This is a genomic window from Clostridioides difficile ATCC 9689 = DSM 1296 (genome assembly GCF_001077535.1).
In the GTDB taxonomy this organism is placed as follows: Bacteria; Bacillota; Clostridia; order Peptostreptococcales; family Peptostreptococcaceae; genus Clostridioides; species Clostridioides difficile.
In genome coordinates, this window is record NZ_CP011968.1 from 1438844 (window position 1) to 1450711 (window position 11868).

Genomic DNA, 11868 nt, shown 5'->3' on the forward strand with positions numbered 1-11868 from the left:
ATTTTTTAATCATAGTGATGACATTTTGGGATTATTAACGAAGGAGGTGGATGTCATAGATAGTGTAGTAATGATTGTAATAGGTGCAGCTGTTGGTATTATAGCTGGATATTTTGTTAGAAAAAATATATCTGAAGCAAAAATTGGACAAGCTGAAAACTTGGCCAAAGAAATAATAGATAAAGCACACCACGACTCAGAAACAGTACAAAAAGAAAAATTACTAGAAGCTAAAGAAGAGATCCATAAGTGGAGAACAGAAGCTGAAAGAGAAAACAGAGAAAGAAGAACAGAAGTACAAAAGTATGAAAAAAGAGTAGTACAAAAAGAAGAAGTCTTAGATAGAAAATTACAAAATTTAGAATCTAAAGAAGTAAACCTAAGTGAAAAATTAAAGGTAGTGGAAAAGAAAGAAGAAGAAGTTGAAGTAATAAAAACTCAACAGTTAGAAAAATTAGAAAGTATATCAGGAATTACTTCTGATAAGGCCAAAGAAATCATCTTAACCAATGCGGAGAGAGATGTAAGACGTGAAATGTCTATAATGATAAAAGAGATAGAAAGTCAAGCTAAAGAAGAAGCTGATAAGAAATCAAGAGAAATTATAGGATATGCAATTCAAAAATGTGCAGCAGATCACGTAGCCGAAACTACTGTAACAGTAGTAAGCTTGCCTAATGATGAAATGAAAGGTAGAATAATAGGTAGGGAAGGTAGAAATATAAGGACTTTAGAAACCTTAACAGGTATAGACCTTATAATAGATGACACTCCAGAAGCCGTAATTTTATCAGGATTTGATCCAATAAGAAGAGAAATTGCAAGAATTGCTCTAGAAAAATTAATAGCAGATGGAAGAATACATCCAGCTAGAATTGAAGAAATGGTTGAAAAGGCGAGAAAAGAAGTTGACAATATTATAAAAGAATATGGTGAACAAGCTGCATTTGAAACTAGTGTACATGGGATTCATCCGGAATTAATAAGATTATTAGGTAGACTTAACTATAGAACTAGTTATGGACAAAATGTACTTAAACATTCTATAGAAGTTGCTCATATAGCTGGTATAATGGCTGCTGAAATAGGAGCAGATATTAGATTGGCTAAGAGGGCAGGTTTATTACATGATATAGGTAAGGCTGTAGACCATGAAATGGAAGGTACACATGTTGAAATAGGTATGGATTTACTTAGACGTTATAAAGAGTCTAAAGAAGTTATACATGCCATGAGTACTCATCATGGAGATTACGAGCCTCAAACAGTAGAGGCTGTATTAGTTACAGCAGCAGATGCAATATCAGCTGCTAGACCTGGTGCGAGAAGAGAAACTTTAGAAGCATATATAAAGAGACTTGAAAAATTAGAAGAAATAGCTAATTCATATGAAGGTGTAGAAAAATCATTTGCTATACAAGCTGGTAGAGAAATAAGAATAATGGTAAAACCAGAAGCTATAAATGATGAAGAAATACATCTATTGGCTAGAGATATGACTAAGAAAATAGAGGATGAACTTGAATATCCTGGACAAATAAAAGTGAGCATAATAAGAGAAACAAGAGCTATAGAATATGCAAAGTAAAAGAAATAATATCTAAATAATAAGAAAATATTTTTAGAAATTTAAATTTGCCACAAGATATGATAATATATCTTGTGGCTTTTAAATTGTTTAAGTTTAATTTTATATAATGCAAAAATAATCTAAGTGCTAAAAGTGCTACTTACAAAAGATTAATAAAATAAAGATTTATATATGGATTATTTATATAATTATCCAAGTTTGTTTGATATAATGAAGTTGTAAAATCAATACTTTACTACAAAATAAATAGTAAATACTACAGTAAAATCTAAAAATAGGATATAATAGTATTAATATAAGAAGATTATAAATAAAACCTGCTAATGAAAATAGATTATTTTTAGCAGGTTTTTAAATTTTTTATAATAAATCTTATTTTTAGTCAACAAGATTTATTTTTTTTAAAACTTTACTTATTATTTTAAAAATTAATTATGAAATTTATCGTTTTATTATTTACAGAAAGTATTCTATAACAATAAATATCTATATTTATTGCAAAATTATTTTAGCAGTTTTGTATTTATTTGTATTTATTTTGAATTTATTTACTAAATTTGCCTATAAAAAGTATATATAAAAATATAGTTCAAAATGGTATAATTAAGTATAACAGAAGGAGGTAATGTAAGTGAGCCAATACATAAATATAAATTCTCAGTTAGACGCCCTAAAATTGAAGGAGTTCGAGAAAATATTTTACGAAAATATCAATGAGGACGTTAAAGTAGTGCCAAAAGTTACTCCTTTTAAAGGAATAAATACCGATTTGTTGTATGTTAAAGATGGAAGAATTTTATTTATAAAATTTATGGATACAACAGAAGATATATTTTTTATTTTAGAAGAAGAGTTACTTGAAGTTATGAATGAGGAATATGAACTTTTGAAACTAAAAATGGGACAAAAGAATAGAAATATAAGTTATAACTACGTTTACATTATGCCATACGTTGAAGTTGAGGAAACATATGAATTTGAAGAATTTGTTAATAATAATATAATAGATAAAAATAAGCTTCAAGATATAATGAATAAGGGTTCGCTGGAGGAATATCTTAATGATGAGAATGATGAAATAAACTTAAATTTATTTTTACTAGATATATGTTCAGAATACTATATAATAAATGATAAACTTCATCTAAATGAAAAATTTAAAAAAATTTCATTCTACAATGATGACTATAAGTATACAGCAACTATGATGGAAGACGTTCAAATTAAAGATGTTGTTTCTATTAAATATGGGAATACACTTATTGAAGGTGGTTCTGGTATAGGCAAAACAGCAATTATGCTTTCTAGGGCTATAAAATTAGCAAAAGTATATCCACATCATAAATTAGTCATATTTACACATACAAAACAATTGTGCAATGAGCTTCGAGAAAGGATAGAGTTATTATACAAAGATAATAACAATTTAGAAGTTCACACATTTAGTTCTTTTATATTTAAACTAGCTAAAAAATTCAATTTAATTGTAGATTATAATATGTTAAAAAATGATTACGAAAAGACCTTTAATAATCTTGTAAAACAAGCACAGAACATTATAAAAAATAAAAATATGTTCAAGGCTATTTTTATTGATGAAGCAGAAAGCTTTTTAGAGTATGAAATAGATTTTATAAGGGAGTTTTTATATAAAACAAAATTCATATTTAATGTATGTTCTTGTAACTCCTTGAATATCTCTAATAGATTGAATATATTTAAAAAATTATATAATGGTATAGAATTTGATGATAAGATTATCTTAAGTAAAAATTATAGACAAGCTAAAGAGATTGTAGATTTTACAAATAAATTTTCAAATAATTCTAACTCATATATAAACGAATTAAGACCAAATACAGAATTTAGTACTTTCTTTTATACTAAAGCACTTAGAGGTGGAAATAAGTCTGTTGATATAATAAAAGTAAGTGACCTTGATGACCAAATAAGTTCTGTAATCTGGGAAATTGAGTATTTAATAAGTAAAAAAGGTCTTGATTATTCTGAAGTTGCTATCGTTTACCCTTACAATAAGAAGAAATTAAAAAGTGGAAAAACCATTTACTTTCAATATATGTTAAAAAAAGCATTGGAAGAGGCAAAAATTCCTTATATATGTGCAGAAGATAATTTGACAAATATAAGTAAGAAGGTAGGAACTACAATAGCAAATATATATGCAATAAAGAATTTAGAGTATAAAGCGGTAATAGTATGTGAATTAGAGATGTTATATAATCAAACTATAAATGATATTGAACAAGATTATCAAGTAAATGACTTTGTAGGAGATTTAAATAAGGTTTATTTAGCTATGAGTAGAGCAACAGACTACCTAAGTATAGTAACAACTTTTAATGAAGAAGCAAGTGATATAATAAGACTTATTACAGAATCAAAAGATATTTAGTAAAAAAATATTTGTAATTTAAGAAAATAAAAAGAGACTGAGATTTGTAAAATAAACTTTACCAATTCAGTCTCTTATTTTTTAGTCTACTTTCCCAATATTATCAAGAGGTAATAGTCTCACCATAACCTTACCAAGAACTTCATTTTCATCAACCATACCTACATCAGGGAATCTACTATCATTACTATTTTCTCTATTATCTCCCATTGCAAATAGTTTACCTTTTGGAACAACAGTATCTATATCTCCAGAAGTATAGTTATTGTGTATATATGGTTCATTTAATAATTTTCCATTTACATACACTTTAGAATTTGATATTTTTATTCTGTCACCTTCAGTAGCTATAACTCTTTTTATTAAGTCTTTTTTCTTTCCTGTTTCTCCATCAACTAAATTGGTTTTAAAAACTACAATATCGCCTTTTTCAGGTTTACCAACCTTGTATGATATCCTATTTAAAATCAGATAATCTTTATCATCTAAAGTAGGATACATTGATTCTCCACTTACAATAGAAGGTCTTATAAATTGTAGAATTACAAATGCAAGTACAATAGCCATAGCTATTGACTTAATCCAATCAAATATTTCTTTTTTAACACTCATAACTTTTCTCCTTATCATTTGTTATTAAATTAGAATACATTATAATAGAAAGAAATAAGCAAGAACCACTATACCCAAGACTATTCTATAATAACCAAATACTTTGAAGTCATGTTTTTTGATATAGTCCATAAAAAATTTAATAACTACAATTGAAACAACAAATGCTACTACAGAACCAACACCTAAAATAAGCCATTCAAATCCAGTAAATCCAAATCCAGCTTTTAGAAGTTTTAATGCACTAGCTCCAAGCATTGTAGGGATGGCTAAGAAGAATGAAAACTCTGCTGCTACATATCTAGAAGTACCAAGTAATACTGCACCTATTATAGTAGAACCAGACCTAGATGTACCTGGTATAAGAGCTAGACACTGGAATAATCCTATACAAAGAGCTAATTTATATGTAACTTGAGAAAAATCTTTATACTTAGGTTTTTTATTTCTCTTTTCAAGCCCTATCATTATTATACCATATACAATAAGAGCAATAGCAACTACTGTTGAATTAAAGAATAATCTATCTATATCATCTTCAAACAGTATTCCAATAACTCCAGATGGTATAACTGCAATTATAACCTTAAGCCATAAACGGACTGTTTCTTTTTTCTGCTTAATATTCTTTGCGCTATCAAAAGGATTTAATTTTCTAAAAAATATAACAAGTACAGCTAATATTGAACCAAATTGAATTACAACTAAAAATGTACTTATAAATGTATTTGAAAAATTCAATTTTATAAACTCATCAACTAATATCATATGCCCTGTACTACTTACTGGTAGCCATTCTGTTATTCCCTGAACTATGCCCAAAATGACTGCCTTAAAAATTTCAAGCAAACTAAATGTTTCCAAATCAAAATACCTCCAATACAAATTTATAGTAGCATATTTTATTCATAGATTAATAAAAAAATGCCACCTTTTACTAACTTATAATACCATAGTACTGTGTAGTGCACAATGGAAGATTGATATTTTCATAAAACCTTCATAATATAACAAAATAAACTTAAAAGTTATCTATTGAATAAGGGGTATATTTGAGGGGGAAATATATGGTATAGTAAAAGTATAGCTATTTTATTTTATGAAAAGGAAAGGAGTTATTATGTATAGTACAAAAATACTAGATGATTATGAGTATGAAACTTTTAATGTTTTTTCTACAAAATTAAATCCAAACACGAAACACGATTATTTATCAAAGGTTATACTGTTTAAAGAATTTTTAAAAGGGAAAGAATTGATTTATGCTACGAAAGAAGATTGTAAAAATTTTGTAGACTATATACAGACTAAATATGCGAAATCAACTTGTGAAAAGATATATAGTTATTTACATAGTTTTTATAACTTCTTAAAAAAAGAAGGATACATAGATATAAATCCATTTAGATATGTAGAAAAACCCACAGTAACAAGAATAAAAACAAAAGATGATGTTCTAAGTATACAAGAAATAAATAAACTTATAGGTATCCTACCAAAATTAAATATAAGAGATAGAGTAATAATAGTCTGTCTAGTTACTACTGGGTGTTTATTAAATGAATTAGTTAGCTTAAAGTGGAAAGACCTTATGGTAGATGAAAACGATAACTCATATGTAAGGTTAGGTAAGGGAAGAAAAGAAAGAGTAGTTAAATTACATCCATACTTTTTTAAACTTTTAGAAGATTACAGGAATTATTCTGGGCTTCCAGAGGTAATAATACCTAGTGATGATTTTATTTTTACAACTCAAAAGAGTAATTCTATAACAGATAGAAATGTCAGACTTATAGTCAAAAAAGCATTAGATTTAGCTGGACTTTCTCAATATTCAGCAAGAGATTTTAGACATTCATTTGCAGCAATAAGTTTAAGGCTTGGGGCAGATGAAAGTGATGTAAAAAATCAGCTTGGATGGAGTGATAAATACTATGCAATTAGATATAAGTATGTATTAAATTTTGTTGATAGTGAAATAGTGGATTACTTAATTGAAAAAGATAATTTGGATATAAATAAAAAATAGTAATAAATAAAAAATACTATATATAAATGTGAACAAAAAATAAAAAAGTCTTGTTATAGTTCGTAAAATTATATATAATTATTTATGTACTAATGTGTACACAGTAATCACACGACAAAAGATTTAAGGAAGGTGCTAATATAATGATAGATAATAAATATACTACTTACTCAAATCCACTTACAGACAGATATTGTAGCAAGGACATGAGTTATATATTTTCTCCACAATTTAAATTCTCTACATGGAGAAGGTTATGGGTTGCACTTGCAGAAGGTGAACATGAGTTAGGAATCAATATAACTGAAGAACAATTAGATGAGCTAAGAGCTAATATAGATAATATAAATTTTGATGAAGCTAGAAAAATAGAAAAAGAAGTAAGACATGATGTAATGTCTCACGTAAAAGCTTATGGTTTACAATGTGAAAAAGCCAAAGGAATAATACATTTAGGAGCAACATCTGCATATGTTGGAGATAATACAGATGTTATACAAATGAATGAAGCTTTAAAACTTCTAAGAGTAAAGCTTGTAAATTTAATAAACAATTTAAAAGAATTTGCACTTAAGTACAAAGATATGCCAGCTCTTGGATTTACACACTTCCAAGCTGCTCAACTTACAACAGTAGGAAAAAGAGCTTGTTTATGGACTCAAGATTTAATTCTTGATTTGGAAGATTTAAACTATAGAATAGACAACATGAAGTTAAGAGGAGTTAAAGGTACTACTGGTACTCAAGCAAGTTTTTTAAGCTTATTTGAAGGAGACCACGAAAAAGTAAAAGAGTTAGATAAGAAAATTTGTAAAAAGATGGGATACCATTCTTCCTATGCAGTAAGTGGACAGACATATACTAGAAAGTTAGATTATCAAGTAATAAGCATACTATCAGGGATAGCTCAAAGTATGCATAAGATGACTAATGATATAAGACTTTTACAAAGTTTAAAAGAATTAGAAGAGCCATTTGAAAAAAATCAAATAGGTTCATCAGCAATGGCTTATAAGAGGAATCCAATGAGAAGTGAGAGAATAGCATCTTTATCTAAGTATATAATCTCTGAATCTATAAGCCCTGCAATGGTACAAGCCACTCAATGGTTAGAGAGAACATTAGATGACTCAGCCAATAAGAGATTGGCAATACCTCAAGCATTTATGGCAGCAGATGCTATACTTGAAATAGGGATAAATGTAACTGATGGTTTAGTAGTATATGAAAATATGATAAATAGACGTGTAAATGAAGAACTTCCTTTTATGGCTACAGAAACAATACTTATGGAAGCTGTAAAAAGAGGTGGAGATAGACAGGAATTACATGAAATAATAAGAGAATATTCTATGAAAGCTGCCTATAGAGTAAAGCATGAAGGCAAGGATAATAACTTAATTGAACTTATAATAAATGATGATTCATTTAAAATGAGCAAGGAAGAAATACTATCTATAATGGACCCAAAAAACTTTATAGGTAGAGCTCCAGAACAAGTTGTAGAATTTGTAAATGAAGTTGTAGAACCTGCTATAAAAGATTATAAGGAAGACTTAGGAAAAGTAGATGTAGACCTAAGAGTATAGAATTGTACAGATAAAATATAATTAAAAACGGCTATCTTATTTATAAATAAGATAGCCATTTTAATGGGCTAGCGTCTTCTCTCCACCGCTGTGAAGAGTTCTTCTTTACTTACTATACCATGAATTTAATAAAATAGCTATATAAATAATATTTAATTAGGAATAATATAAATAAAAATAAAAAAATGATAAGATTACTAATTAAATTTAAACATTCAGCAAAAACTATTGTACTTGCAATATTTTTAATGTAAACTGAAATAAAGTTATTTAGATAATTTAATAAATTTTAAAACAACCGAGGTGATTATATGAACTATATAGTAAAAGATACCATAAGTTTTTTAGTAAAAACATTTCCTAAGATTTATTCTAGCCTGTACTTAGAAGACCTAAAAAAATTTGCACCAGATTATAATGTAAATAAAACACAATTAAGAGCATTAGTTTTCATAAAAAATTATGGAGTAATAAGTATGACTGATTTATGCTCTAAGTTAAATATAGAAAAAGGCAGTTTAACTAGTATGGTTGATGATTTAACTGATAAGAAGTATGTAACAAGGAAAAGAGATTTAGTTGATAGAAGAAAATATCTAATTGACATTACTGAAGAGGGAGATAAGATAGCAACTGATTTTATGGATAAATTAAGTGATGGTTTAGGAGAAAAACTTTCTAAATTAACTGAAGAAGACAGAAAAAAATATTTAGAAGCAATAAATACTCTTCAATATATATTAAACAAAGAAGAATTTAGATAGAAAAAATATAAAAATTTTTGTATTTAATGGTACTAAGATTAATTCTTTGTTATTCATTTAACTATATAATTATAAGTCTAAATACAATCTAAAAAGTACATCTTAAATTTTCTTGATGTACTTTTTTATAATTTCTCTAACTAAGGCAAGACAAGTTTTAGATGCTTTAATTAAAGTGAATAAAGATTACTGGCCAACACTATATAAAGAAAATGAAAAATAGTCAGGTCTAAGTCTTAATTAATATATTAATTAAGAAATGTCCCCTTTTCAAATAATATCTGAAAAGGGGACATTTTATATCATTAAATTTATATAAATTAAGTTTAAAAAATTATTTTTGTAAAGCTACATATTGCTCTAAACCTTCTTTTAATAATGTAGCAGCTCTATGAAGGTCTTTTTCATTTAAGATGTAAGCTAATCTTATTTCATCACGTCCTAAACCTGGAGTAGCATAGAATCCTTCAGCAGGGCAAACCATAACTGTTTCATTATCTTTGTTAAATTCTTTTAACATCCAAATTGTGAAATCTTCTGCATTTTCAACTGGTAATTTAGCAACTATATAGAAAGCACCAGTTGGTTTTTTACATATAACACCTTCAACCTTCATTAATTCATTGTATAATACATCTCTTCTTTTTTTGTACTCTTCATTAACTTCTTTGAAGTAAGAAACAGGAGTTTTGTATAACTCAACAGCTCCTATTTGCTCTAATGTAGGAACACAAAGTCTTCCTTGACATAATTTAAGGATTTGAGCGATAAGACCTTTATTTTTGCAAGCGATAGAACCAATTCTAGCACCACAAGCACTGTATCTCTTAGAAACACTGTCTATTATTATAACTCTATCCTGTACACCCTCTAAGTTACCACAGCTTGTATACTCAAGCCCATCATAAACAAATTCTCTATAAACTTCATCTGCTATTATCCATAAATCTTTTTCTTTAGCTATTTCAGCTAGGATATTAAGTTCTTCTTTTGTATAAATTGCACCAGTTGGATTTCCTGGGTTAGAAAGAATTATAGCCTTAGTTTTATCATCTACTTTAGACAATATTTCTTCTTTAGATGGAAGGTGGAAACCGTTTTCTGCCTTTGTTGTAACAGCATTAACTTCTACGTTTACAGATTGACCAAATCCATTGTAGTTTGTATAGAATGGTTCTGGAACTAATAGATTATCTCCTGGGTCACAAACTGCCATCATAGTGAAAAGTAAAGCTTCACTACCACCATTAGTTACTAATAATTCATCTTTTTCAAAATTCATATCGTAAGTTTTATAGTAATTTTGAAGTGCTTCTAATAATTCTGGAATACCTTCTGATGTAGCATATTCTAAGACTTCGCTATCAAAGTTTTTAACAGCATCAAAAAATCCTTTAGGAGTTTTTATGTCTGGTTGTCCTATGTTTAAGTGATATACTTTGATTCCTTTATCTTTTGCTGCTTGTGCAAATGGAACAAGTTTTCTGATTGGAGAGGCTTGCATTGCACTAACTCTGTTTGAATAATTCATTTTAATACCCCCTATTTAATTTAAATACGTATATTGTATTATGTAAATTGTATGTTTGAATACAAGACATCTTTACAAGATAATAATAACATACTTATGGGTAAAAATCATCAAAAAAAATTAATATAGCTTTAAAATAAACTTTTAACAAATTATAGTAAAATACCCATGTTTATGCCACTAAATTATGTATTCATAAATTAATTTATAGTAAGATAATATTCTGATATACTGATAGTGATTTTTTAGTTATAATCTTTCAGCTATAGACAAAATATATAATAATAAATATGCAAAATTATAAAAAATATTATAAATTTATTTAACAGATACGATAAATATCATATAATTATATTAAAGGCTATTAACTAAGAGGTGTTAATTATGAAAGAATTAAGAATAGATCCAATTACCAATGATGTTGTTATATTTGCTACAGATAGGTTAAAAAGACCTTTAGATACAGCAGATATCCCAAATGAAGATGAAGAAACTAATGAATATGATGAAGAATGCCCATTTTGCAAAGGAAATGAAGCTCATGCAACTGATGCATTATTTGAAATAGATAGTGAAGAAGGATGGCTTGTAAAATCTGTCTACAATAAATTTCCTATAATTGATGATATGGCAAGAGATGTATATGGTGTTCATGAAGTAATGATAGAGAGCGATAAACATAATCGTAGTTTTTATAACATGAGTCAAAAAGAATTTGAAGATGTTTTTTTTATGTATAGAAATAGATTTAGAGATTTGTCGAAAGATGATAAAGTAGAGTATGTTAGTATCTTCAAAAACTTCTTGAGAAAGGCAGGAGCATCTTTGATGCATCCACATGCACAAATATTGTCTATGTCTTTTATTCCACCTGAAATTACGAATGAACTGTTGGTTTCAAAGGAGTATTATGACAGCAATAAAAGCTCTTTGTATGATGATTTAATAGAAAATGAAATAAGTTTAGATAGAAGAGTTGTTTATAATGGAGAAGCTTTTTTGGTACTTATACCATATGCAACCAAGTATAGTGGAGAAGTAAGAATAATATTTAAAGATAAAATAGAGTTTGGTGAGTTAAATGATAATAATATACAGGAGCTTTCTACAATATTTGAAAAGTTGTTTAAGAAGTTATACAATATCAATGGATATATGCCATTTAATTTATGTATTCACACTCATCCAACAAAGATTGAAACAAAATCGTATTTTAATGTTCATATGCACATAATCCCAAGAAAATATAATTTTGGAGGATTTGAACTTGGAACAAATATGTATGTTTCTTCAATGAGCCCTGAAGATTTAACAAAAAAGTTAAAAATTGATTAAAACA

General features: G+C 27.4%; 9 protein-coding genes. 6 read left to right on the plus strand and 3 right to left on the minus strand.

Annotation, left to right across the window (positions count from 1 at the left end):
- Window positions 1-46 precede the first annotated feature (46 nt).
- Window positions 47-1588 carry a ribonuclease Y gene (gene rny, locus CDIF1296T_RS07045; RefSeq protein WP_003428216.1) on the plus strand — a complete coding sequence of 514 codons (1542 nt, stop codon included), beginning with the start codon at window positions 47-49 and terminating at the stop codon, window positions 1586-1588.
- Window positions 1589-2222: 634 nt separating this feature from the next.
- Complete coding sequence (locus tag CDIF1296T_RS07050) at window positions 2223-4004, plus strand: UvrD-helicase domain-containing protein (RefSeq protein ID WP_003438344.1); 1782 nt, start codon at window positions 2223-2225, stop codon at window positions 4002-4004.
- An 81-nt stretch (window positions 4005-4085) separates the two neighbouring features.
- Here CDIF1296T_RS07050 and lepB read toward each other — a convergent pair whose 3' ends face one another.
- Both lepB and CDIF1296T_RS07060 read right to left on the minus strand, forming a co-directional pair.
- Window positions 4086-4616 (minus strand): signal peptidase I, encoded by a 531-nt coding sequence (lepB, locus tag CDIF1296T_RS07055; protein WP_009896231.1) that lies wholly within the window; start codon window positions 4614-4616, stop codon window positions 4086-4088.
- Window positions 4617-4655: 39 nt separating this feature from the next.
- A complete protein-coding gene (locus CDIF1296T_RS07060; RefSeq protein ID WP_003438350.1) occupies window positions 4656-5480 on the minus strand; it encodes an undecaprenyl-diphosphate phosphatase in 825 nt (274 codons plus the stop codon).
- Between the two features lie 256 nt (window positions 5481-5736).
- On the opposite strand from CDIF1296T_RS07060, the gene CDIF1296T_RS07065 reads away from it, so the two are divergent.
- The 3 genes from CDIF1296T_RS07065 to CDIF1296T_RS07075 all read left to right on the plus strand — a co-directional run bounded on the left by CDIF1296T_RS07065 (window position 5737) and on the right by CDIF1296T_RS07075 (window position 8998).
- Window positions 5737-6645, plus strand: coding sequence for a tyrosine-type recombinase/integrase (locus CDIF1296T_RS07065; RefSeq protein ID WP_009889110.1), 909 nt, complete (start codon window positions 5737-5739; stop codon window positions 6643-6645).
- Window positions 6646-6788: 143 nt separating this feature from the next.
- On the plus strand, window positions 6789-8234 hold the full coding sequence (purB, locus tag CDIF1296T_RS07070; protein ID WP_009896234.1) for an adenylosuccinate lyase: 1446 nt from the start codon (window positions 6789-6791) through the stop codon (window positions 8232-8234).
- A gap of 311 nt (window positions 8235-8545) precedes the next feature.
- Entirely contained in the window at window positions 8546-8998 is a 453-nt protein-coding gene (locus tag CDIF1296T_RS07075; RefSeq protein ID WP_003419561.1) for a MarR family winged helix-turn-helix transcriptional regulator, read from the plus strand.
- A 334-nt stretch (window positions 8999-9332) separates the two neighbouring features.
- Here CDIF1296T_RS07075 and CDIF1296T_RS07080 read toward each other — a convergent pair whose 3' ends face one another.
- On the minus strand, window positions 9333-10529 hold the full coding sequence (locus CDIF1296T_RS07080) for a pyridoxal phosphate-dependent aminotransferase (RefSeq protein WP_003438357.1): 1197 nt from the start codon (window positions 10527-10529) through the stop codon (window positions 9333-9335).
- Window positions 10530-10913: 384 nt separating this feature from the next.
- Between CDIF1296T_RS07080 and galT the strand changes: the two genes are divergently transcribed.
- Window positions 10914-11864, plus strand: coding sequence for a galactose-1-phosphate uridylyltransferase (galT, locus tag CDIF1296T_RS07085; RefSeq protein ID WP_003438360.1), 951 nt, complete (start codon window positions 10914-10916; stop codon window positions 11862-11864).
- Window positions 11865-11868: the final 4 nt, after the last annotated feature.

Excerpts from the sequence above, each read along its gene's own strand:
- lepB (WP_009896231.1), bottom strand. The coding sequence starts at position 4,616 with ATGAGTGTTAAAAAAGAAATATTTGATTGGATTAAGTCAATAGCTATG.
- CDIF1296T_RS07065 (WP_009889110.1), top strand. The coding sequence starts at position 5,737 with ATGTATAGTACAAAAATACTAGATGATTATGAGTATGAAACTTTTAAT.
- purB (WP_009896234.1), top strand. The coding sequence starts at position 6,789 with ATGATAGATAATAAATATACTACTTACTCAAATCCACTTACAGACAGA.
- CDIF1296T_RS07075 (WP_003419561.1), top strand. The coding sequence starts at position 8,546 with ATGAACTATATAGTAAAAGATACCATAAGTTTTTTAGTAAAAACATTT.
- CDIF1296T_RS07080 (WP_003438357.1), bottom strand. The coding sequence starts at position 10,529 with ATGAATTATTCAAACAGAGTTAGTGCAATGCAAGCCTCTCCAATCAGA.
- galT (WP_003438360.1), top strand. The coding sequence starts at position 10,914 with ATGAAAGAATTAAGAATAGATCCAATTACCAATGATGTTGTTATATTT.